General features: G+C 54.7%; 20 protein-coding genes. 16 read left to right on the top strand and 4 right to left on the bottom strand.

Going from position 1 to position 21,067, the window contains the following annotated elements; translation table 11 throughout:
- Nucleotides 1–36 precede the first annotated feature (36 nt).
- From AC3WQH_RS15770 to AC3WQH_RS15755, 4 genes are all read left to right on the top strand, one after another.
- On the top strand, nt 37–1,617 hold the full coding sequence (locus AC3WQH_RS15770; RefSeq protein WP_283859198.1) for an acetate--CoA ligase: 1,581 nt from the start codon (nt 37–39) through the stop codon (nt 1,615–1,617).
- Nucleotides 1,618–1,727: 110 nt separating this feature from the next.
- Nucleotides 1,728–2,573 carry a transglycosylase domain-containing protein gene (locus AC3WQH_RS15765; protein ID WP_492332141.1) on the top strand — a complete coding sequence of 282 codons (846 nt, stop codon included), beginning with the start codon at nt 1,728–1,730 and terminating at the stop codon, nt 2,571–2,573.
- A 385-nt stretch (nt 2,574–2,958) separates the two neighbouring features.
- Complete coding sequence (locus tag AC3WQH_RS15760) at nt 2,959–3,201, top strand: YuzF family protein (RefSeq protein ID WP_005833474.1); 243 nt, start codon at nt 2,959–2,961, stop codon at nt 3,199–3,201.
- Between the two features lie 68 nt (nt 3,202–3,269).
- Nucleotides 3,270–4,163 carry a manganese catalase family protein gene (locus tag AC3WQH_RS15755; protein WP_005833473.1) on the top strand — a complete coding sequence of 298 codons (894 nt, stop codon included), beginning with the start codon at nt 3,270–3,272 and terminating at the stop codon, nt 4,161–4,163.
- Nucleotides 4,164–4,258: 95 nt separating this feature from the next.
- Here the strand turns inward: AC3WQH_RS15755 and xerS are convergent, their stop codons facing one another.
- Nucleotides 4,259–5,371, bottom strand: coding sequence for a tyrosine recombinase XerS (xerS, locus tag AC3WQH_RS15750; RefSeq protein ID WP_025847607.1), 1,113 nt, complete (start codon nt 5,369–5,371; stop codon nt 4,259–4,261).
- Between the two features lie 175 nt (nt 5,372–5,546).
- On the opposite strand from xerS, the gene AC3WQH_RS15745 reads away from it, so the two are divergent.
- From AC3WQH_RS15745 to AC3WQH_RS15725, 5 genes are all read left to right on the top strand, one after another.
- Nucleotides 5,547–5,924 carry a (2Fe-2S) ferredoxin domain-containing protein gene (locus AC3WQH_RS15745; RefSeq protein ID WP_122953434.1) on the top strand — a complete coding sequence of 126 codons (378 nt, stop codon included), beginning with the start codon at nt 5,547–5,549 and terminating at the stop codon, nt 5,922–5,924.
- Nucleotides 5,925–7,111: 1,187 nt separating this feature from the next.
- Nucleotides 7,112–8,323: a glycine C-acetyltransferase gene (locus AC3WQH_RS15740; RefSeq protein WP_007783508.1), complete on the top strand. Its 1,212-nt coding sequence runs from the start codon at nt 7,112–7,114 to the stop codon at nt 8,321–8,323.
- Complete coding sequence (locus tag AC3WQH_RS15735) at nt 8,320–9,282, top strand: L-threonine 3-dehydrogenase (protein WP_309478726.1); 963 nt, start codon at nt 8,320–8,322, stop codon at nt 9,280–9,282. Before AC3WQH_RS15740 ends, AC3WQH_RS15735 begins: the two co-directional genes overlap by 4 nt.
- A 474-nt stretch (nt 9,283–9,756) precedes the next feature.
- Nucleotides 9,757–10,566, top strand: a complete 810-nt coding sequence (locus AC3WQH_RS15730) for a TrmB family transcriptional regulator (RefSeq protein ID WP_007783515.1) — start codon at nt 9,757–9,759, stop codon at nt 10,564–10,566.
- Between the two features lie 38 nt (nt 10,567–10,604).
- Nucleotides 10,605–11,078, top strand: coding sequence for a GNAT family N-acetyltransferase (locus AC3WQH_RS15725; RefSeq protein ID WP_005836525.1), 474 nt, complete (start codon nt 10,605–10,607; stop codon nt 11,076–11,078).
- A 182-nt stretch (nt 11,079–11,260) separates the two neighbouring features.
- Here AC3WQH_RS15725 and AC3WQH_RS15720 read toward each other — a convergent pair whose 3' ends face one another.
- On the bottom strand, nt 11,261–12,865 hold the full coding sequence (locus tag AC3WQH_RS15720; protein ID WP_007783518.1) for an S-layer homology domain-containing protein: 1,605 nt from the start codon (nt 12,863–12,865) through the stop codon (nt 11,261–11,263).
- Between the two features lie 343 nt (nt 12,866–13,208).
- Here AC3WQH_RS15720 and AC3WQH_RS15715 point away from each other — a divergent pair, with 343 nt between their 5' ends.
- Complete coding sequence (locus AC3WQH_RS15715) at nt 13,209–14,186, top strand: YpdA family putative bacillithiol disulfide reductase (protein ID WP_340673844.1); 978 nt, start codon at nt 13,209–13,211, stop codon at nt 14,184–14,186.
- 13 nt (nt 14,187–14,199) lie between these two features.
- Here the strand turns inward: AC3WQH_RS15715 and AC3WQH_RS15710 are convergent, their stop codons facing one another.
- On the bottom strand, nt 14,200–14,538 hold the full coding sequence (locus AC3WQH_RS15710) for a histidine triad nucleotide-binding protein (protein WP_005836518.1): 339 nt from the start codon (nt 14,536–14,538) through the stop codon (nt 14,200–14,202).
- Nucleotides 14,539–14,647: 109 nt separating this feature from the next.
- On the opposite strand from AC3WQH_RS15710, the gene AC3WQH_RS15705 reads away from it, so the two are divergent.
- A complete protein-coding gene (locus AC3WQH_RS15705; protein ID WP_309478737.1) occupies nt 14,648–15,010 on the top strand; it encodes a DUF3139 domain-containing protein in 363 nt (120 codons plus the stop codon).
- A 489-nt stretch (nt 15,011–15,499) separates the two neighbouring features.
- Here the strand turns inward: AC3WQH_RS15705 and AC3WQH_RS15700 are convergent, their stop codons facing one another.
- Nucleotides 15,500–16,786 (bottom strand): acyl-CoA thioesterase/bile acid-CoA:amino acid N-acyltransferase family protein, encoded by a 1,287-nt coding sequence (locus tag AC3WQH_RS15700; RefSeq protein WP_007783523.1) that lies wholly within the window; start codon nt 16,784–16,786, stop codon nt 15,500–15,502.
- 156 nt (nt 16,787–16,942) lie between these two features.
- On the opposite strand from AC3WQH_RS15700, the gene AC3WQH_RS15695 reads away from it, so the two are divergent.
- From AC3WQH_RS15695 to AC3WQH_RS15675, 5 genes are all read left to right on the top strand, one after another.
- Nucleotides 16,943–17,383: an Rrf2 family transcriptional regulator gene (locus AC3WQH_RS15695; RefSeq protein WP_005836512.1), complete on the top strand. Its 441-nt coding sequence runs from the start codon at nt 16,943–16,945 to the stop codon at nt 17,381–17,383.
- Between the two features lie 331 nt (nt 17,384–17,714).
- Complete coding sequence (locus AC3WQH_RS15690) at nt 17,715–18,104, top strand: response regulator (RefSeq protein WP_005836508.1); 390 nt, start codon at nt 17,715–17,717, stop codon at nt 18,102–18,104.
- 306 nt (nt 18,105–18,410) lie between these two features.
- Complete coding sequence (locus AC3WQH_RS15685; RefSeq protein WP_007783529.1) at nt 18,411–19,772, top strand: ethanolamine ammonia-lyase subunit EutB; 1,362 nt, start codon at nt 18,411–18,413, stop codon at nt 19,770–19,772.
- A 21-nt stretch (nt 19,773–19,793) separates the two neighbouring features.
- A complete protein-coding gene (gene eutC / locus AC3WQH_RS15680) occupies nt 19,794–20,627 on the top strand; it encodes an ethanolamine ammonia-lyase subunit EutC (RefSeq protein ID WP_025847621.1) in 834 nt (277 codons plus the stop codon).
- A gap of 76 nt (nt 20,628–20,703) precedes the next feature.
- Nucleotides 20,704–20,910 carry a hypothetical protein gene (locus tag AC3WQH_RS15675; protein WP_005835356.1) on the top strand — a complete coding sequence of 69 codons (207 nt, stop codon included), beginning with the start codon at nt 20,704–20,706 and terminating at the stop codon, nt 20,908–20,910.
- Nucleotides 20,911–21,067 lie beyond the last annotated feature (157 nt).

The raw sequence follows: 21,067 nt of genomic DNA, 5'->3' as shown, positions 1-21,067 counted from the left end.
TATTCTACATACTTAAAAAGCGTGGGGGTGTTTCACTTGCAATTGAACATGCCAGCAAAATACAATTTCGCCGTACAAGTGGATGAGTGGGCCAGAAAAAATCCGGAGAGACGCGCTGTCTGGGAGCTGGACGAGCAAGGGAACGAACGAGTTTTGACCTATGAGGAGCTGCGCCGCTATTCCAACCGGATCGCGAATGCGCTTAGTTCCGTCGGGATTGGGGAAAAGGACCGGGTGCTGGTGCTCGTCTCTCGCGGGACGCTCGCCTACGGGCTGTACCTCGCTTTGCTGAAGCTGGGCGCCGTCATTTTGCCCGGCTCGGAAATGTTGCGCTACAAGGACATCGAGTACCGGGTGAACCACGCCAAGGCCAAGGCTGTCATCAGCTTCGAGGGCGTGCTGGACGAGGTCGATCAGACCCGCGGCAATTGTCCCAGTCTGACGCACTACATTACGACAGGCGAAGGGAAAGAAGGCTGGGTAGCCCTGGCGGGAATCATGGAAGGGCAGGCTGAGGAATTTACGGCAGTAGATACGGATGCGGACGAACTGGCATTTTTGTCCTATACGTCCGGGACTACGGGCGGTCCGAAAGGGGTTATGCACGTCCACGGCTGGCCGTTCGCGCATTTGGCGGTGGCGGCAAAGCAGTGGCTCGACGTGCGCGAAGGCGACCTGGTGTGGGCGACAGCAGGCCCTGGCTGGGCCAAATGGATCTGGAGTCCGTTCGTCTCGACATTGGGGATGGGAGCGACGGCGTTTGTGTACAAAGGGCGGTTCGTTGCGGAAAATTATTTGGCGATTTTGCAAAAATACCCGGTGTCCGTCCTCTGCGCGACTCCGACCGAGTACAGGCTGATGGCCAAAGTATCCGATTTGGGCGAGTACAAGCTGCAAGCGCTGCGCTCGGCATGCTCGGCAGGGGAGCCGCTCAACCGCGAAGTGATTGATACGTTCCGCCGCGAGTTCCAGTTGACGGTGCGCGACGGCTACGGACAGACGGAAAGCACGCTGTTGGTCGGGACCTTCGTCGGCATGGAGCCAAAGCCCGGCTCGATGGGCAAGCCTTCGCCGGTCGTGCGCATCGCGATTATCGACGAGGAGGGCCACGAGCTGCCTGTCGGCAAGGTCGGGGATATTGCGATCGACCGCAACCTCGTGGCGCTGTTCAAAGGGTACCTGGACGATCCTGAGCGCACTGCGCGAGCGTTCCGGGGCGACTGGTACGTCACCGGCGACCAGGGCCGCATGGACGAGGACGGCTACATCTGGTTCGAGGGCCGCTCGGATGACATCATCATTTCCGGCGGGTACACGATCGGGCCGTTCGAGGTGGAGGACGCGCTGGTCAAGCATCCGGCAGTAGCCGAATGTGCGGCGGTCGCAAGCCCCGATCCCGAGCGCGGACACGTTGTGAAAGCGTTTGTTATTTTGAAAAAGGGCCATGCCCCTTCCGACGGACTCGTCTCGGAGCTGCAAGATCACGTGAAAACGTTGACAGCCCCGTACAAATACCCGCGCAAGATCGAATTTGTCCAGGAGCTGCCGAAGACGACCTCCGGCAAAATCAGGCGCATCGAGCTGCGCCAGCAGGAAGCGAAGACGCTCCGCTCTTAAAAAAACGTGCGCCTTACGAAATTGTAAGCTTGCTGTAAGTGGATTCGATGGGAGAAAACATGCGCATTCCCTACAATGGAGTTGTCAGAGAAGGCAAGGGGGAATGCGGCATGAACCAGCTTTCCGTTCCGGTAGGAGGAAATGCGAAACCATATACAGCAACAGCAGTAACGGCCAGGGAGCGCTCGCAAAAACGGAGCGTTTCCTGGAGAAAAAGAGCGGGCATCGTGCTTGTCGCGATGCTGGTGGCGGCGATTCTGGCCCCGCTGTTGCTCACCTGGGCAGGAAACCTGTGGATTGACGAGCAGAAGCTGGCGGCTGTCCAGCATCCGGCAAAGGGCGTCTACGTCAAGCTGGATGAGATGCCCGACTACGTGTGGAAGGCGTTTGTCGCGATTGAGGACCATCGCTATATGCAACATCCCGGGGTGGACCCGTACGGTCTGGCCCGCGCGATCTGGGTAGATGTGCGGGAAGGCGCCTACGTGCAGGGCGGAAGCACGATCACGATGCAATTGGCCCGCAACCTGTTTTTGACCCATGACAAAACGATGGGCAGAAAAATCAAGGAAATGGCGATCGCCTTGCAACTGGAGCAGCGCTACAGCAAAAAAGAACTGCTGGAAATGTACCTGAACGTCATCTACTTCGGGCATGGGCACTACGGCATCGGCGAAGCGGCCGAGTTTTACTTCGGCAAGCCGGTCGCAGCGCCGGGCGTTGGCGCCTCCACCTCGCTGACCATGGGAGAAACCGCGATTCTCGCTTCTTTGCCGAAAGCGCCGGAGGCCTACTCGCCCGTAAAGCATTGGGAAAAGGCCAAAGCGCGTCAGCAGGTGGTGCTGGACCGAATGGCCGAACTGCACGTCATCGACCAGGAGACGCTCAAGCAGGCGAAGCAGGAGCAAGTCGTGGTCAAGGCACAGAGCGGGCTGAAGCCAGCTTTGAAGCAGTAACAAACGAAGAGTGTCCTCTGTCGATAGGGCAGGGGACTTTTTTCGTTTGGGTCAAAAGCGGGCTGACAGGTTGTGAAACAGACCTTGTGCCTTGCGCGCAACGCCATGCTGTCCGCTTCCGGCGCATGACGGCGTGGGGTATGCTGCCAGTCGGTTCGGATGGGGTGACGCGGTGCGTGACGCTGATGGAGCGTCACGGATTGCAAGGGGAGGCGTTGCATGCGCTGCTCGAGCGGACAAAAGTCGCACGGCGACGCAGTGCACGCTCCATCGACATCAATCGCCACGGGCCTGTGATACCATCCCGGACAGCCTGTGCACTCACCCAAGCGCCACGCGCTGCATAAGGTAAGGTGAGGAACTACAGGAAGGAGTCCAGAACGTCATGAGTGCGTATCCTTACCAACCCCAGTCGGGATCGAACACCCCTTCGATGTCGACGTTGATCGACCCGTTTCTGTATCAAACCTTGCTCGGCGTGGTACAGCGTGATGTCGTCATTCAAACGACCCAGGGAAACCTCCGTGGCAACGTCGTCAACGTCATGCCGGATCACGTGGCTTTGCGCGTGGGCGGCTCTACGTTTTTGGTGCGCATCCAGCAAATCGTCTGGGTCATGCCGGGTTAATGGCATGATACAACCCTGCCCCGACATAAAACAGTAAAGGTAGGAGTATGACGGGGGAGGGAATCGCGTTGTTTACACGGATCAATAGATTGGCTATCGAGCTTCCGGAGCCGGAATACGGAGACGCCAACGCCGCTGCGGCCGTCCAGGAGCTATTGGGCGGTCGTTTTGGCGAGATGTCGACATTGAACAACTACTTGTACCAATCGTTCAATTTTCGCGGCAAGCGCAAGCTGAAGCCGTTTTACGACCTCGTCGCAAGCATTACGGCGGAAGAGGTAGGACACGTCGAACTGGTGTCCAATGCGATCAATTTGTGCATGAAAGGCATTACCCGGCCAGGTGATCCGGATACGACACCGCTGTCCAACGGCTTGAACAAACGCAATACGTATCATTTCATTGCTTCGGCACAGACTGCGCTGCCCGGGGATTCCATGGGAAAATCGTGGACGGGTGATTACGTTTTCACCAGCGGCAACCTCGTCCTCGATCTGTTGCACAACTTTTTCCTCGAATGCGGGGCGCGGACGCACAAGATGAGGGTGTACCAGATGACCGATCACCCGACGGCGAGAGCCATGATCGGCTACTTGCTGGTCAGAGGCGGCGTGCACATCGTCGCCTACGCCAAAGCGCTGGAAATCGCCACAGGGGTAGACCTGACGAAAATGCTCCCCATCCCCGATCTCGACAATGACCAGTTTGACGCCACCCATCCGTACATTGCCATGGGGCTGAACCGCAAGCTGTTTACGTTCAGCTATCAGGATTACCAGGATATCGCCTTGATCTGGCGCGGTCCATTGCCGGACGGCGGCACAGCCGAGGTCATTCAGGGCGTTCCCGATGGCGGCCCGGTTCCAGACCTCGATGAGTTGCCGGAGGAGTTTGCGCCGGGCGTGTCGCGCGAAGATTTTATCGAGATTGCCAAACGTCTGCAACGATCAGCCGGGTTGTAGGAGCACAGGAGCATGAACGGCACAGAAAGCAAAACGACCAATCAGCTATGGCGCAGGGGCGAAAGCTGATTGGTCATGTTTGTTTGTTCGCATTGTCAGGTCGTGCGGTTGACCGCTTTTTCCAGCGCGTCTTCCAGGACGTGGGCGTACTGCATCGTCGTTTCGATTTTCGAGTGCCCAAGCTGGGCTTGCAACTGATGCGGGTCCGGGTTCAGCCGCAAAAACTGCGTGGCGAAGCTGTGGCGCAGCTTATGTACGGACAAATCGGGAATCCCGAACGCTTTCGCATATTTTTTGACCAGCTTTTGCACGGAGCGGATTTCGATGCGGTGGCCGTGTGGCTTCGTTGGCGATACGGCGAGGAAAACGGCCGTTTCTTGCGGGGCAGGATGGTATTTGTCGCGCAAGGCAAGGTAACGGCCCAAATGCTCCTTGCCCCAGTCGCTGAAAAAGGGAGCGTCCTCTTTTTTTCCTTTGCGCACCATTTTCAGTTGGTTTTTTTCCATCACGATGTCGGACAAGTCCAGACTGACGATCTCGGAGACGCGAAAGCCGCCGGAGAGGATCAGCGCGATCATGGCGGTATCGCGGTCGCGGTTTTGCAGGTGGTACTGCCGCTTCTTTTCGGTGTTGCAGTGGGCCAAATAGCCGTTGTAAACGAAGTCGACAAACTGGTAAATTTCCTCGTCGATCAAAATTTTTGCGCGGATGGCGTGAGCGCGGGCCAGCGGCGTCAGCTCAGTCGCATCCAGCTCGATTTTTGCCAGCACATTGCGCTTCAAATACGCGTCGCCGTTTTCATCTTCGGCCAGCGCAGCCAAATAATGAAACAACGACTTCAAGCTGGAAATTTTTCGGCTGATCGTCCGGTCGCTGTACTCTTTTTTCGCGCTGCGCGTCGGGTTGGTGAGCAGGGCGGAGCGCTCGTACAAGTGCGACTCCTGCAAATATAAGATGTAGCTTTCCACCGTCTCCTTTTTCAGCTCGTTCAAGTCGGAGAGGGACACGTCCTTGATGTCTGTTGCCGTGGTCAAGCCTTCGGTCATCATCCAGCGAAAGAAAAAGGCGATGTCGCGCAAATAGCCAAGCAAGGTGGAAGGCGAGCTTTTTTTCGTTTTTTTGTGGTCGATAAATTTTTCTACATACCAGGGAAACGATCCGACTGTCTGGAGCAACTGCAAGGCATCCCGCTGTTTGGTTACGGACATGTGATCCACCACCCGTCATTTTTGTAATCGTTGTGTACGAACATATATTCTAGCAAAAAGGCAACGTTCTGGGAATTGCAAATTGCGCTATTTACAGTCATGATGGGAAGCAGGTATAGTAGGAAGGTGTTTAAAACGTAATGATTACGATTTTTTTGGCTGGGAGGGATGTAGAGTGGCTACATGGGATTTGTCGCGGACGCGCCACCATATTTTGCTCTGCAATGGCGGAAGCTGTATGCGCAGCGGGGGAGAAGAGGTCACCGTTGCGATTCGGGAAGCGATTGCGGAGGCGGGCCTGGATGATTACGTACATACAAGCCGGACGCGCTGCAACGGACGATGTGAGGATGCCTGTGTCGTGATCGTCTATCCGGAAGGCATCTGGTACCAGAACGTGACGCCAGAAGATGCGGGGCTGTTGGTCGATCAGCATTTTCGCCTGGGGCAGCCGGTCGAGTCGCTGATGACCCATCGGTTTCAAGGCGACGGCTTTGTCCGCACGTCGGACTGCAAGCCAGGCATTCTCAAATCGGAAAAAGTCAAAAAGTAGTCCAGGGCCGCGCTCGTCTGATAAAGGGGGCGTGGTTTTTTTGTTCTTATCCAGTAGTCGTGCAACATAGCGGGACTTCGAGTGTAGGGGGAAAGCAAGCGTTGGGCCTTTGGGGACAGAGGTTTTTAGCGATTGCTTGGCGATTTGGTGCAGCTAAGGTGGTTTATATTTAGGCGAGAATGAGGTTTTTGTTACGGGCTGCGGGGATCAAGGCGGACTGGCAGCTTGGAATACGGTTGATCGTCGCGATAGTGGTGGGAGGAAACAGGAGAAAGCGCTACAGGTACTTGGGCCTCTAGCGGGGGAGCGGGAACTGTCCGCCTCCGGTGAAAAAGGAAAACCGCGTCAAAAGTAGAGGATTCAAAAGAAGTAGGTTCACGTTGACGCTTAAAAGCGTGTTTTCCTTTTTCCCCTCCTGCTCGGTAGGAGTCCCAAAGACCTTCGCTTGCTTTCTCCTGTTTCCTGTTTCTGTCGTTCGGGGGTGATTTTTGTGCGGAGTTCAAGAAGCAAGATGTCCAAGACAAAACGCGTCTCGAAATCATTTTTGTACGGTTGAGAGCAGGTACATTCATAGCTCTCAAAAAGGTTCGCAAAAGGGCCTATTCCCCTTAGCCCCTGACGAGGAAAGAGATGAAATCCGCGAAAGCTCTTTGGGTTCCCAACCGAGGCTCCGGGAAAAAAGCGAAACACGCTTTTAGCGTCCAACTCTGAGAGGCTACCTGAATCAACCACTTTTGGACGCGGTTTCGCTTTTTCCCCGGAGCCGGGCAGTGATACCCCCAGCAGGGAGCCCAAGAAGCTACAGCGATTTCGTCTCTTTCCTCGCCACACCAAAGCCCCGATGAAGGAGGCTTTTAAAAGCCAAAGGCCCCACAACGTCATTTTCGAATCATCATGCCACGACACCACACAGCCAAATTTTCTAAGCCGCCGGGATCATCGCCGCTGTTTTGTCTAAGATCGCAGCAAAAGGAGAACTTATGAAAGAGCGCATTAGGCATTTTTGGTGAAAGCGCCGCCATTTATGTCTTTGTCATATGGACATTTCGAGTAAATGGTGGTAACCTATCAGTAAATAAGGTTGATTTCATGCGATTTATACAAGAAAAATATGTCCGCATAGGGTGTACATTTGTTTTCGTGGAAATTACTTCCCCGATCGGACAGGTGTAAGGCCCGATGGCTGGATGCTGGAGGGATTCTCGTTGGCGAGCAAAACATTGGAGCACTTTTTACATGAAAATCTGGCTGATTTGAAAAGCAAAGGTCTGTACAACGTCATCGATCCTTTGCAAAGCGCAAACGGCCCTGTCATCACCATTGCGGGAAAAGAACTGATTAACCTGTCCTCGAACAACTACCTGGGACTGGCGACAGACCAGCGCCTGGTAGATGCCGCGATTGCCGCTGCGCAAAAATACGGAGTCGGGGCAGGAGCGGTGCGCACCATCAATGGTACGCTCGATCTGCACGTGAAGCTGGAAGAAAAACTCGCTGCCTTCAAACATACAGAAGCAGCTATCGCTTATCAGTCCGGCTTTAACTGCAACATGGCAGCCATCTCTGCCGTCATGGACAAGGACGATGCGATTTTGTCCGACGAGCTGAACCACGCTTCGATTATCGACGGCTGCCGTCTCTCGCGTGCGCAAATTATTCGCTTCAACCACTCGGACATCGACGACCTGCGCGCCAAAGCGAAGGAAGCAAAAGAGTCCGGCAAATATAAAAAACTGATGGTCATTACGGACGGCGTATTCTCGATGGACGGCGATATCGCCAAACTGCCGGAAATCGTGGAGGTTGCCGAAGAATTTGACCTCATCACCTATGTAGACGATGCCCACGGCTCGGGTGTGCTTGGCAAAGGCGCTGGAACCGTCAAACACTTTGGCTTGTCTGACAAAATCGACTTCCAGATCGGTACGCTCTCCAAAGCGATCGGGGTAGTCGGCGGCTACGTGGCAGGACGCCAGGAGCTGATCGACTGGCTCAAAGTGCGCAGCAGACCGTTCCTGTTCTCGACGGCGCTGACGCCAGCAGATGTGGCGGCTTGCATTACCGCTATTGACATTTTGACAAGCAGCACCGAACTGCACGACAAACTGTGGGATAACGGCCACTACCTGAAAAAAGGCTTGAAGGAGCTTGGCTTCAACATCGGGGACAGCGAAACACCGATCACGCCTTGCATCATCGGCGACGAACAAAAGACGCAGGAATTCAGCAAACGCCTGTACGAAGAAGGTGTGTACGCCAAGGCAATCGTCTTCCCGACCGTGCCAAAAGGAACAGGTCGCGTGCGCAACATGCCGACGGCTGCCCACACCAAGGAAATGCTGGATCGCGCCCTTGGCATCTATGAAAAAGTTGGGAAAGAAATGGGGATCCTGTCATGAAAAAGATTTTAGTAACGGGAGCATTGGGACAAATCGGCTCGGAGCTCATCATGAAGCTGCGCGAAGTGTACGGAGCCGATCAGGTTGTCGCGACCGACATCCGCAAAAAAGAAAACGATCCTGTGGTACAGTCCGGGCCATTTGAGATTTTGGATGTCACAGACGGAAACCGCATGTTCGAGCTGGCAAAAGCACACAAGGTAGATACGATCATGCACCTTGCTGCGCTGCTGTCGGCTACAGCCGAAGCGAAGCCGCTGCTCGCCTGGAACCTGAACATGGGCGGGCTGGTCAATGCGCTGGAAGCTGCGCGCGAGCTGAACTGCCAGTTTTTCACCCCAAGCTCCATCGGCGCTTTTGGGCCTTCCACGCCGAAAGACAACACGCCGCAAGACACGATTCAACGCCCGACGACGATGTACGGGGTGAACAAAGTGTCCGGCGAGCTGCTGTGCGATTACTACTATCAAAAATTCGGCGTAGACACCCGTGGCGTACGTTTTCCTGGCCTGATCTCGTACGTGGCTCCTCCAGGCGGAGGCACGACCGACTATGCGGTTGACATCTACTACAAGGCGATTCAGGAAGGCGCGTACACGTCCTACATCGGCAAAGGCACGTACATGGACATGATGTACATGCCAGACGCCTTGAACGCGATCATCACCTTGATGGAAGCCGACGCCTCCAAGCTGATTCACCGCAACGCGTTCAACGTAACGGCAATGAGCATCGAGCCTGAAGATGTAGCGGCTGCCATCCGCAAGCACATTCCGGAGTTCACCCTCTCCTACGAGGTAGACCCGGTGCGCCAGGCGATCGCGGACAGTTGGCCAAACTCGATCGACGCGACCGCCGCCATGAACGAATGGGGCTTCAAAGCAGAGTACGATCTGGACAAAATGACCGAAGACATGCTCGCCAAACTGCGGGGAAAGCTGCTGCAGCAAGTCGGCTAAACGAATAGCATCACACACGAGACGAAACCGTCGCTTTGCGCAATGTGCAAAGCGACGGTTTTTTTGTACAGATAAGGCATTGATAAGATTGTTCCAGTATAAGGGCAACGAAGGCTCGCCAAGCCATTGGCGCAGCGAATTTTTCTAATGAAACCGCCATGAAGTCGTCCCCAATAGAGCAGTAGCAGGACTGTCGCCACTGGCGAAAGCAGCTCGAACGAAAGCCAATGGTCAAGCAAGCGAGAAATAACCCATGGAACACCTCCGAAGCGAGACGATCTCGTTACGATAACATACGAAGCAAACGCAAAAAGGATCGGTTCTGTGACAGAGCAGATCGCAGGCGGGCATGATTCCAGACCGTTTGAGAAGCGGCCTCCGTGAATCTCGATTGCCGATCAGCAAAACGATATTGCATTGCAGCGCGCGTTCTTTTATAGTTGTAATATCTATTACTACTAAAAAGGAGTAGCTATGGAACCGTTACTGGACAAGTTTGAGGAAATCGGTTTTTCCAAAAATGAAGCGAAGGTGTACATGACGCTGCTGAAGGAGCCGCTTTTAAACGGGTACGAGATCAGCAAAAAAAGTGCCGTGCCGCGCTCGATGGTGTATGCGGTCATTGCCAAGCTGGTGAGCAAGCAGGCGATTGTCGAGCTGCGGACGGAGCCGCCGACTTATCGTCCCGTGCCGATCAAAGAGCTGATGACCAACCTGAAAAAGCAGCACGAACAAACGATTGACTATTTGGAGCAAGTGCTGCAAGTCATTGAAAAGCCGGTCGAGGTTCATGTCATCCAGCATATGGAGGAGCGGGCGAACATCTTGGCTGCCATGCAGAGCTTGCTGCGCTCGGCAAAAGAAGAGGTGTGGCTGTCGGCGTGGGAAGAGGAGCTGGACGAATTGCGCGAGGCTTCCGAGGAAGCGGCTGCCCAAGGAGTCAGAATGTTTTCGCTGCTGTTTGCCGACCAGGAAACGCCTTCGTTCGGGCACGCCTTCTATCACCGCCAGGACTCGTCCTCGATTGAGCGGCAGAGGATGGGCCAAAGGCTGACGATTGTCATTCAGGACGACAAAGAGGTGCTGATCGGCAGCTTTTTGGACGGGCGAGTGCCGCAGGCCATTCAGACGACCGACCCGATGCTGATTTTGCTGGCGAAGGAATACATCCGCCACGACATGGTGCTCAAGGTCGTGAGCGCCAAGCTGGGCAACGAATCGCTGGATTCCTTGTGGCAAGGCGACGATTTGCTGACGTACATCGTCCACAACATCAAAAAATAGGCACAGCGGAGCTACAGAGAGGAAAGGGTGGAGAAAGCATGGTGGAGTATCGTTTTTTGACCGAAGCAAACAAGGAAGAGCTCGAGGCAGTGAAGCAACTGTTTCGCGAATATACGGAATCGCTCGGACTCGATCTCGGCTTTCAAGATTTTGAAGCAGAGTGCAAGGCGCTGCCCGGCAAGTACGCAGCACCAGATGGCGCCCTGCTCCTCGCCTTGGTAGACGGGGAGGCGGCGGGCTGCATTGCCGTGCGCAAAAGCGACGAGCGGATTTGCGAGATGAAGCGGCTGTACGTCCGCGATCGGTATCGCGGCTTGAAAATCGGGAAAACGCTGGTCCAGATGATTATCGAAAAAGCGGAGCAGCTTTCGTACGACTACATGCGGCTCGATACGTTGGCAAGGATGACCAGCGCGCAGGCGCTGTACCGCGCTTTCGGATTTTATGAAATAGAGCCGTACATCTTCAATCCGCTCGACGGCGCCATTTTTATGGAGCGAAAATTGCGCTAGGCAGCGCATGCCACAAAAGCCGAATGCCTCCGCAGTGCTAGGGAGGGAGTTTGGCTTTTGCTTTGGCGTTCGGCATTGCCCACCACGCTACCAGTACAGCGAGATAGCAAAAACGCCTCCGCAGCGTCTTCGGACAGCGGAGGCGTTTCGTTCGATTTTGTGGCCGTTCCAGCAGCAAGCGTTCAGGACAGCTTTGCCCGCACCTGCTTGAGCTTGATCGCGTTGGCGATCGCGGTCCACATGTCGGTTGACTCGGAGCCGACGTACCAATACGCCAGTCCCGGGATTTGCCACTCCAGACTCGCCTGGACCTTGAGTCCCATGGAGCGGCTTTCTTCCAGCCAGATCGTATGGGTTACGCCTTGCTTTTGGTAGGTCGAGCGGTATTGTCCAATGCTCGCATCCCAGACCGTGCTTGCCCTGTACTGGGAGAGCAACTGGTAGGAGGCAGGAATCGTCAGGTCTGTCGATTGCAGGCTGCCTTTTGCCTGATACCAGTCGCGGGTATAGAGCGGCAGGCCGACAATCAGCTTCTGGGCCGGAACTTTGTCCAACAGGTCGACGATCACTTTTTTCAACCATGGCAGCGAGGCTACTGAGCCTGCTTTCGGGCCACCCACCCAATGTTCCTCGTAGGCCATGACTACCAAATAGTCCGCAGATTTCGCCAGTTTGGCAAAGTCGTAAGGTTCACTCCAATCGGTTTTGGTATCGGGTGGAATGTCGACGGAGACGACAGCGCCTTTGGCGTGCAGGGCAGCCGACAGCTCCTGGATGAACAGGGTGAAGTTGTTGCGGTCGGCCGGGGAAAAGCCTTCAAAGTCGACGTTGATCCCGTCCAGTTGGTACTTGTCCACGTAGGCGGACAGCTTCTGGACGATGGCCTTCCGCTTTGCCGCATCCGCAAGCGCGGCATGCGTGGCGGCGGAGTCGAAGCGGTTCCCGAACAGCGGCCATACCTGCTTGCCGTTTGCATGTGCCCAGTGGATCAGGGCCGCGTCGGACAAGTCGCTGACCGTGCCGTCTTTTTGCAGGAAGTACCAGCGCGGCGACAAGGTGTTGACACCGCTTTTCTTGACCTGCGCGATAAACTCGTCGGTCGTGGACTGGTATTGCCAGCCGAGCGAAATCAGCGGCTTGGCCGCCGTGCTTTGCGTCTTCAGCTCATCTGAAATGCGCTGCAAAATCACGGCCGTCTCTTCACGCGACAGCGCTTTTTGCGGGCGGAAGCTGCCTTGGTAGCCGACGAGCCATTTTTTCTGGATCGCTTTGGCGACAGAAGCTTTTGCCCAGCCGGAGACAGAAGCGGCATCTTGCACGGCCGGCGTCGCCTGTGCCGAAACGTTTTGCTCCAGGGCGCGCACCAAAAACGCGGCGGCTTCCTCGCGGGAGATCGTGCGCTTCGGCCCGAACGCCGTAGGACTGATCCCGTTGGCGATGCCGAGCGCAGCCGCAGCCTGTACGGACCCGTACGCCCACGAATTTTTCGGGACATCGGCATAAGCCGCGATATTGCCCGCCACAGGCTGGATGCCGAGCGTCCGCGTGAGCATCGCGACGAACTCGGCGCGCGTCACCGGCCGCGTCGGATGGAAGTACCCGTTTTCATCCCCCGCGATCACGCCTGCCTTCTGCAAGGAGCGAATTTGCTCTTTGGCGTAGCTGTTGGCAATATCCTTCAGGCTGTTCGTAGATGCCGTGGACGCGGGAACCCCGACGGCCAGCGTGAGGCAGTATGTCAGAAATGCCAGAGAAACCAACCAAATATGTATGTTTTGTTTTTTCATCATACATCCAGTATAAGGAGGCAGAACCAATCTTTCATTGGTCATTTTTTGGTAAGAGTGGGGGAATGGCTGGACGGGACACACATCAAGATCAACGAAAGAGTGTTGGATATCAGGTCGGAAAAGTACGACAAGAGAACGATGGAGTAGGTGAGGCAAGCTTTTCGAATGTGCCAAGCCATACTAGGTTGGGTGAAGCTTTTTCGATCATGGCGGTGCGGTCAAGCAGGCAAGGGGACGGAACGGGTATGCAAAGCAAACACGGAAAATGATTTGGGGGGAATTCCAATATGGTATGATAAGATTGAAACGTGAGAGAAACAAAAAGCGAGGCGGAAGAGAAATGGAAGACGTACTGATTATCGGCGGAGGTCCTTGTGGTCTGGCGGCAGCGATCTCCTGCAAAAGAGCGGGACTCGATCCGCTCATCATCGAAAAAGGATCGCTCGTACATTCGATATATCGCTATCCGACGTACATGGTGTTCCACAGCACACCGGATTTGCTGGAGATTGGCGGCATTCCTTTTGCCACCGCCAACGAAAAGCCGACGAGACAGGAAGCGCTCAATTACTATCGGCTGGTAGCTTCCCGCGAAAATCTGCGGGTTCATGTTTACGAAACGGTGACCGAAGCGAAGCGGACGGAGGATGGCTTTCAGGTTGCGACGACAGACCGCTTTGCCAAGACGCATCTGTATCAGGCGAAGAAGCTGGTCATTGCCACCGGCTACTTTGACAATCCGAACCGGTTGAACGTGCCAGGCGAAGACTTGCCGAAAGTCTCGTCCTTTTACAAGGAAGCGCACCCATACGCGGGATTGAAAGTCGCCATCGTCGGCGGAAACAACTCTGCTGTCGATGCCGCGATGGAGCTGGAACGGGCGGGGGCGCAGGTGACGGTGATTTGCCGCAGAACCGAGCTGTCCGACAAAGTGAAGGCGTGGACCCGGCCTGTCTTCGAGAGCCTGGTCAAAAAAGGGCGCATCCAGATGTTTTTCGGAGCCACTGTCGCTTCGATTGAAGAGCGCGCCATCCACGTCAACACAGCGGAAGGGCAGGTCACGCTTGCAAACGACCACGTGTTTGCCCTGATCGGCTATCGGCCTGACCGGACGTTTCTGCATTCGCTCGGGGTGCACACCGATGAGGAGACGGGCGTTCCGCAGCACGATCCGGAGACGATGGAGACGAACGTTCCCGGCCTCTACATAGCGGGAGTGATTGCGGCGGGCCACCACGCTAATGCCATTTTCATCGAAAACGGCAGATTTCATGGAGAAGGGATTGCCCGCCACATCGTCTCGCAAGGAAACGTTTAGGTTTTGTCTAGCTCTAGAACTTCCACTCCAACTGTCTGCCGCCAATGAGGTGGTAGTGCAGATGGAAAACCGTTTGCTGCCCATGCTGTCCGATGTTTGTCACGACGCGGAAGCCTGGCTCGGTTACTTCCATGATTTCGGCTACCTTTTGCAACGACAGATGCAGGTGGCCGATCAGCTCCTTGTCCTCAGGCTCGATGGCCATGACCGACTGGATATGCTTTTTCGGGATCATCAGGACATGTACGGGTGCGACAGGGTTAATGTCGTGAAAAGCCAGCACATGCTCGTCCTCGTACACTTTTTTGGAAGGAATATCCCCGTTTACGATTTTGCAAAAAATGCAGTCCATTTGCTTCTTCATCCTTTCTCAATCAATCGAAGGTATAAAGCCTACTTCGGCATGGAAGTAGGCTTTACCTGTTTGGGCGGGGGAAGTTTTTGGATGGGGGTGACTTCGGATTTTCAACAGAAACGAAAGGCGTTCGTTTTGGCTGAAACGGCAGCGCGCTGGCTGGCGGACATGCTGGGAACATGGATATATTCAATTCAAGCTATACAACTTAGAAAAGGAAATGCTGCACTATCTCGTGGCAACAAATCATTACAAGGAATCAGACACAATGGAAATAAAAGCAAAATATTCCAAAATGCCTACCTACTCGGTGGATGCCGTGTTCAAGGATGAACCAAATGTGACCTACAATTACACCTTGTATGATGGAAAAGAGTGGTTTCAACTGGGGCCAAGCGATGGAGAAATTGAGGGGAATCAAGACAAATACAAGCATATTGATACAAAAAGATTGCAAGGAACAGAGTAGGAGCCAATCCACGTCAAGAATGTCGGCGAAGTCAGGAGATTATCCTTACAGGGGGACGCTCTCCCTCCACTTGCGGGTTTTCGCAAAACGACATCTTTACGAAAAGCGCATCGGGATGACGTCCAATCGATTGGGAAAAATAATAGAAAGACGAGGAGACTGGCAGCGGAGTCGGAGGCAGTCTTTTCAAAATCATGGCCTCTTTCCTCGTGCGAATGGGGCCTTCTTTCATTCATTGGGGAAATGGTCTGGCAGGGACATCCATCCTAGCTTTTCCCACCAAGGATCACTTGCTTTCTTTCCGAAAAATTTCCTGTTTGGCTCCGAGCGCTGGCTGATAGTAAAGTAATTCTACTATAGCGAAACTCAAGAAGCTTGTTTCGAAAAGCGGCAAAGCTCACCTGCGAGATCGGCCGATCACTTTGGAGGCGAGAGAGCCTTGCCTTTCCTTTACTGGCAAGGCTCATCGGTGCAGTTCGCTCAGGCTTCTTATGAAAAACTCCGCTCCAAAAACCCCAACACCTCCTGCCACGAATGCTCGGAAGCGTGCGCATTGTTTTTCGGCGTTCCGCCGTTCAGTTGCGTCCGCGTGGTGGGGATATACGGAAAACGAATGCTGTGCCCCGTATCCGCGTAGCGCAGATGAACGACGGGGTGGGCAAACTGGTTGGCTTTCAAACGTTCGACCATCCGCTCGCAATGCTCGGCGGCGGGCCACCAGTGATCGTCGTCGGCAGACAGCAACAGAATCGGGCCGTTGATCTTTTCCACAGGAATTTCTGCGTCTTCGAGCCACTCGCAGGCACGCCAGGCCGCTTTGTGGATTTGGTCGATGCGCCGGCCGGCATCCAGCCGTTCGCGGGACTCCTGGCATTGCGCCTCGGTCCAGGTGACAAACGGGAGCGGTTCTCCGCGAAACGACCAGGAGGACTGCGGCGAAAACGTTTCCGCGTCCGTGAACGCCCGGTCTGTGCCGATGTTGACCGTGGAGCTGGGGCTGGACGCGATGACAGCGCGGATGTCCGGTTCGAGCGACGCGGTGACCAGCGCCAGCTCGGCGCCTTTGGAGCGGCCGAAAACGGCGATTTGCCCGGGATGCACCGTAGACTGCCGTTTCAGCCACTGGACGGCCCGCTGTACATATTCGATCGGGATTTGCTGGATGTCTGTCGGCAAGTCATCGCATTGAAAATAGGCGAGCGCCAGCGCCGGATAGCCGTGAGAGGCGAACAGGGCGGCAAACTGGGAGCAGGAGCCGATTCCGCCTTCGCTGCCGCCGAGCACGAGCACGGCAGGACGCGGTTCTGGGTGAGGCTTGCTGAAAAAGAGGCCGACCAAGCCGTCCTCCCTGACTTTTTGGATGGAAACGTCGCGTGAGACGAAGATGCGCTTGACGACAGCCTTGGCGACAGGCTTTTGTTTCACCTCTGCCGTCAGGTGAATCTCTGTGGAGCGTGGGGTAAACTGAAAGTCTTCGAGGGAATAGGAGCTGTAATAGCGGAGCGTCTGCACGTTCATCGACCAGAACAGTCCCATGGGGTCAATGCCTTCGTACGTGCCGAACAGAGGCGCCTGGGACACAAGATCAACAAAGCCGTTCTCGTCTGCCTGGAAAATGGCATGGGAAGAGGCCGACATCTCTCCGCCCGGCAAACCGTTCGTCATGGTGGCATGAAGCGTGATTAATTGATGCGGCATAAAACCGCTTAGTGTAATATGGACAGGTACATCGAGTAAGGCCGTTGCTGGTGAGACATCAATCTGTGGATGCATCATGCAGGCAACACTCCCCATTGAAAATATGGAATCTGATAACAACGTAAATTATAGTAGAATTCACAAATGCGCCACAGGCGGAAATGTGACGGAACGGTTAACTTGACTTCCAAACAGGGATGTAACTATAATCATTACAACGAAAGGGTGACCGACATGAAAATCAGCAGCCGTTTCTCGATTGCGGTTCATATTTTATCTCTGCTCTCCATTGATGCAAATGCTCACCATACATCGGAATGGATCGCCGGCAGCGTGAACACCAATCCGGTTATTATCCGCCGCGTGCTCGGACAACTGAAAAAAGCAGGGCTTGTACACGTCCGGGCCGGGGCGGGCGGCGCAACGCTTGCGAAAGAGCTGGAGCAAATCACATTGCTGGACGTATATCGCGCCGTCGAGGTCGTGGAGGAAGGCCAGCTTTTTCACATCCACGAGCAGCCGAACCCTGCCTGTCCGGTCGGAGCTAATATCCAGTTCGTCCTGGAGCTGATTTTGCATCGCGCGCAGCATGCGATGGAAGCGATTTTGCAGAGCGTAACGATGCACGAGCTGGTCACGGACTTGCGGGAAAAAATGACGGAGCAAGCCCGGTAAGCCATCTGCCATGGCTCGTCCAGGTGAAGGTGAGCCGAAGAAAACGCAGTGTACAGTACAGGAGCGGGACAAGGGGCAGGACACGCGAGTTCCCGTATCCAAAAGGGCAAAAGGGCGGCAGACGATGACGCAAAACACGCTTCGTCCGCCCGGCTTCTCCTGCGAGAGAAGCCGGGAACAGCGGACAGGATTCAGGCTGGAAATGGCGAAAAATAATGGATATAATAAAAGTATTCAAAAAGCTGCGAAAAAGCCGACAACGGCGTCGGTGCAAGCTTGACATTTTGGTGAGCAGTTGGCACGTCCATTCTCTTTGATGGGAGGTGGAGTATTGCGTCATCGTTATCGAATTATCATCATAGACGACGACCCCATCACGCGAATGGACCTGGTCGAGATGTTGCAGGAACAAGGCTACAACGTTGTGGCTGACGGGAAAAACGGCGAAGAAGCCGTTTCTCTGACGCAACTGTGGGACCCGCACCTCATCATCATGGATGTAAAAATGCCTGTCATGGATGGATTGACGGCTACCGGGATTATCAAAGGGCAATCGGACGCTTCCATTTTGCTGCTGACGGCGTACAGTCAAAAAGACCTGGTAGCGAAAGCGAAGACAAAAGGCGTCTGCGCCTACCTGGTCAAGCCCGTCATGGAGGAAGAGCTGCTGCCCGCAGTAGAGACGATCCTGTTGGAAAAACAAAGTTCGCTGGAAAAGTGAATCGCAACAAAAGCAATGGCGCTTGAACGAAGACGGACTGCCGTCTCCTTTTTCAAGCGTCTTTTTGACGTATAAGAGCGAGAAAAAAAGCGCAAAGGAGCGCTCGAACAACTACCGGTTCTATCCCCACCAGGCAAATTTTGGGTCACATCATCCGCATGGCCGCGATTGCTCAACGACGAGCTGGTCCCGCACGAGTTTTTTCCGGGGAGAAACGCGAAAAAGCAGGATGACCGTTTTCGCTCCCATTGTGCCGGGCGGGCAGGAAAGCAAGGAAGCCCTACCAAAGAAAGCGAGTGAAGCGAGATGAAATTGGCATGCGTCATCCGTAAAGAACATTACCAGTTCACATCCGTTCGCGATGTATTGGCGAAAGCGAGCGAAGAGAAGTCTGGCGACCAGATGAGCAAAATTGCAGCCAACTCCGCACTGGAGCGGATGGCGGCCAAAGTCGTCCTGAGCGAGATGCAGCTCAAGGACATCTACGAAAATCCGGTGATTCCGTACGAAAAAGACGAAGTCACCCGCATCATTTACGACGATTTGAATTTGTCGATCTACAACGAAATCAAAAACTGGACGGTCGGGGAGCTGCGCGAGTACATTTTGTCCTTTTCGACAGGCATGCCGGAGCTTACCCGGATCAGCCGCGGCTTGACCAGTGAAATGATTGCCGCGACCGCCAAGCTGATGTCGAGCATTGACCTGGTGATGGCTTCGCAAAAAATGAGGCACCAGGCGTACTGCAACACGCTCATCGGCGAGCCGGGCAGACTGGCGTTCCGGTGCCAGCCGAACCACCCGATTGACGATCCGGAGGGCATTCTCGCTTCGATGAAGGAAGGTCTGTCCTACGGCTCCGGCGATGCCGTCATCGGGATCAACCCGAACAACGACTCGGTTGAAAGCGTTACCAAACTGCTCAAGATGTCCCACGATTTCATGCAAAAATGGGAGATCCCGACGCAAAACTGCGTCCTCGCCCACATTACCACCCAGATGCAAGCATTGCGCGGCGGAGCGCCGATCTCCTTGATGTTCCAGAGCCTGGCTGGCTCGCAGCGGGCGAATGAAGCGTTTGGGGTCTCCAAAGATTTGCTGGACGAAGCGATGGAGTTGATGCTGCGAAAAGGCACGGCTTCGGGGCCGAACGTGATGTACTTTGAAACCGGGCAAGGCTCGGAGGTGTCGCTGGACTCGCACGAAGGCGTGGACATGCAGACGCTGGAGGCGCGTACGTACGGCTTTTGCCGCCACTGGAAGCCGTTCATGGTCAACAACGTCTCCGGGTTCATCGGGCCGGAAACGCTGTACGACGGCAGACAGATGATCCGTGCCGACCTGGAGGATTTGTTCATGGGCAAGCTGCACGGTTTGCCGATGGGAATTGCCCCTACCTACACGAACCACATGTACGCGGACCAAAACGACCAGGAAATTGCCGGGATGCTGACGACGCTTGCCGGAGCGAATTTTTACATGGGCGTGCCCGGCGGCGACGACGTCATGCTGAGCTATCAGGATACGAGCTACCACGACGATGCCAGCTACCGCGAGCTTTTGGGCCTGCGCCCGTTGCGCGAATTTGAAAAATGGCTGGAAAAAATGGGACTGATGGAAAACGGACGGCTGACAGAGCGGGCAGGCGATTTATCGGTTTTCGACTAACGAGCGGGGAGGGCACACACGATGAAACAGATCAACATGGATGACCTGATCCAGCGGGTCATGGATGAGCTTTCCAAAAAGACGGGGGAAGTGATTCACTTTCCCGAGCAAAAGGTGCGCGGCGTAGAAAATCCGCACAATCTGGAAGCATTGGAGCGGGCGATGGCGAGAACGCCGGCGCGCATCGGGATCGGCCGCGCAGGGACCAGAATGAAGACGACGAGCTATTTGCAGTTTCGCATCGACCAGGCGGCGGCACACGATGCGGTCATGAAAACGATCAGCCCGGAATGGCTGCAGCGGCTGCAACTCCCGGAGCTGCATTCGCGGGCGACGAGCATGCAGGAATATTTGATGAACCTCGACTCGGGGCGGCTGCTGTCCGACGAGTCGGTCAGATGGCTGGAGCAGCACGGCGACAAAGGCAAAGACGTGCAGATCGTCATCTCCGACGGACTGAGCACGTCTGCCTGCGAGGCGACGATTCCGGATTTGCTGCCCGCCCTGCAGCAAGGATTGGCGATGCGCAACATCAGCGTGGGCAAGCCGGTGTTCATTCACAAGGGACGGGTGTGGATTCAGGACCAGGTCGCCAAAATCGTCAATTGCAAAGTCGTCATCTCCCTGATCGGGGAAAGACCGGGGCTTGCGACGGCAGAAAGTCTCAGTGCTTACATGATTTACAAACCGGACGCCCATACGGTAGAATCAGATCGAACGGTTATTTCTAATATTCATCGGGGCGGGACTTTGCCGATTGAAGCGGGAGCCTATCTCGCAGAGCTGCTGGAGGACATTTTGAAGCACCAGGCGAGCGGAGTCAAATATATGCAACTCCGCGCCCAAAACAGTTAGATTCCTACTGGCACATCCTCCCGTCTTGCACTAGAATACATAGAAGATAACCAATTTCTATGAGGAGTTGCTACGCATGACGGAGCCAAACCAAAACGAACTGGAAACAAAAGCGGAAAAGCCAAAAATCAGCCTGCAGGAAGCGATGAAGCGCAAATTGGCGGAAAAGAAGCAGGCACAGGCCCAAGCGAACAACCCTGTGAACCAGAAGGCGAAAAACCAGTCGATGAAAAGCCAGTTGACGAAAAAGCCGAACAACCAGCGCAGACGTATGGGCGTCTAGTCTAGTTTTCAATTGGAAAGAAACGAACAAAGGAGAATTTGCAGCATGGATTTTTTGCTGCGGATTCTCCTTTTTACACGTGAGCACTTTGCATAATTCCATTTTCGAGAAAAAGACAACAGATTTATATGGCCTGTGGTTGGTTTCAATGTCGTGA

The sequence above is a fragment of the Brevibacillus sp. FW301-21C12A genome (genome assembly GCF_058788915.1).
This window is presented reverse-complemented; position numbering and strand designations above follow the sequence as displayed.

What these genes read in the sequence shown, in the direction of transcription:
- AC3WQH_RS15760 (WP_005833474.1), top strand. Translation starts at nt 2,959, where the DNA reads ATGAGTGCGTATCCTTACCAACCCCAGTCGGGATCGAACACCCCTTCG.
- AC3WQH_RS15700 (WP_007783523.1), bottom strand. Translation starts at nt 16,786, where the DNA reads ATGATGCATCCACAGATTGATGTCTCACCAGCAACGGCCTTACTCGAT.
- AC3WQH_RS15740 (WP_007783508.1), top strand. Translation starts at nt 7,112, where the DNA reads ATGCTGGAGGGATTCTCGTTGGCGAGCAAAACATTGGAGCACTTTTTA.
- eutC (WP_025847621.1), top strand. Translation starts at nt 19,794, where the DNA reads ATGAAACAGATCAACATGGATGACCTGATCCAGCGGGTCATGGATGAG.
- AC3WQH_RS15765 (WP_492332141.1), top strand. Translation starts at nt 1,728, where the DNA reads ATGAACCAGCTTTCCGTTCCGGTAGGAGGAAATGCGAAACCATATACA.
- AC3WQH_RS15725 (WP_005836525.1), top strand. Translation starts at nt 10,605, where the DNA reads ATGGTGGAGTATCGTTTTTTGACCGAAGCAAACAAGGAAGAGCTCGAG.
- AC3WQH_RS15695 (WP_005836512.1), top strand. Translation starts at nt 16,943, where the DNA reads ATGAAAATCAGCAGCCGTTTCTCGATTGCGGTTCATATTTTATCTCTG.
- AC3WQH_RS15685 (WP_007783529.1), top strand. Translation starts at nt 18,411, where the DNA reads ATGAAATTGGCATGCGTCATCCGTAAAGAACATTACCAGTTCACATCC.
- AC3WQH_RS15675 (WP_005835356.1), top strand. Translation starts at nt 20,704, where the DNA reads ATGACGGAGCCAAACCAAAACGAACTGGAAACAAAAGCGGAAAAGCCA.
- AC3WQH_RS15715 (WP_340673844.1), top strand. Translation starts at nt 13,209, where the DNA reads ATGGAAGACGTACTGATTATCGGCGGAGGTCCTTGTGGTCTGGCGGCA.
- AC3WQH_RS15735 (WP_309478726.1), top strand. Translation starts at nt 8,320, where the DNA reads ATGAAAAAGATTTTAGTAACGGGAGCATTGGGACAAATCGGCTCGGAG.
- AC3WQH_RS15710 (WP_005836518.1), bottom strand. Translation starts at nt 14,538, where the DNA reads ATGGACTGCATTTTTTGCAAAATCGTAAACGGGGATATTCCTTCCAAA.
- AC3WQH_RS15730 (WP_007783515.1), top strand. Translation starts at nt 9,757, where the DNA reads ATGGAACCGTTACTGGACAAGTTTGAGGAAATCGGTTTTTCCAAAAAT.
- AC3WQH_RS15720 (WP_007783518.1), bottom strand. Translation starts at nt 12,865, where the DNA reads ATGAAAAAACAAAACATACATATTTGGTTGGTTTCTCTGGCATTTCTG.
- xerS (WP_025847607.1), bottom strand. Translation starts at nt 5,371, where the DNA reads ATGTCCGTAACCAAACAGCGGGATGCCTTGCAGTTGCTCCAGACAGTC.